The organism is Shewanella sp. SR1 (assembly GCF_020447145.1).
GTDB lineage: Bacteria > Pseudomonadota > Gammaproteobacteria > Enterobacterales > Shewanellaceae > Shewanella > Shewanella baltica.
In genome coordinates, this window is sequence record NZ_JAJAEF010000075.1 from 1 (window position 1) to 581 (window position 581).

Genomic DNA, 581 nt, shown 5'->3' on the forward strand with positions numbered 1-581 from the left:
TATCGGAATGGCTTTGTTCCGAGGGGAGTCTATTCGGTCACTCATCAACAAACTCGACATTGTTTTGCCGCAAGAGATTGATTATGTTGCACGCAGCGCCGTGACTCAGGCGCGTAAACGATTGGGCAGTGAGGTTATTCGAGAAGTGTTTAGTCGCAGCGCCAATACCTGGCACGCAAGAGCTGAACACCCTCATTGGTGCGGTCTTAACTTGTATGGTGTTGACGGTGTAGTGTGGCGGACACCCGATAGTATCCAAAATCAAGCCGCCTTTGCGCGCACCGCAAACGCTTCAGGCGAAGCGGCTTATCCACAAATTCGCATGGTTTGCTTGATGGAGTTAAGCAGCCATTTGTTGGTCAACAGCGCCTTTGATTCGGTTGCCGAAAATGAAATGAACTTGGCATCTCAGCTCATTTCTAGCATTCCCAATCACAGTCTAACCCTTTTTGACCGAGGATTTTACTCGATCGGCCTTCTGCACGCTTGGCAGCAAGCGCAACCTGACAGCCACTGGTTGTTGCCATTGAAGAAAGGCACTCAATATGAGGTGGTTCGAACATTGGGAAAACATGACCAGT

Annotated in this window: 1 protein-coding gene; it reads left to right on the plus strand. The window is 49.6% G+C overall.

Translation table 11 applies throughout. From position 1 onward, the window contains the following. Positions 1–581: IS4 family transposase (locus tag KV201_RS22420; protein WP_226060664.1), on the plus strand; the 581-nt coding region annotated here is incomplete at both ends.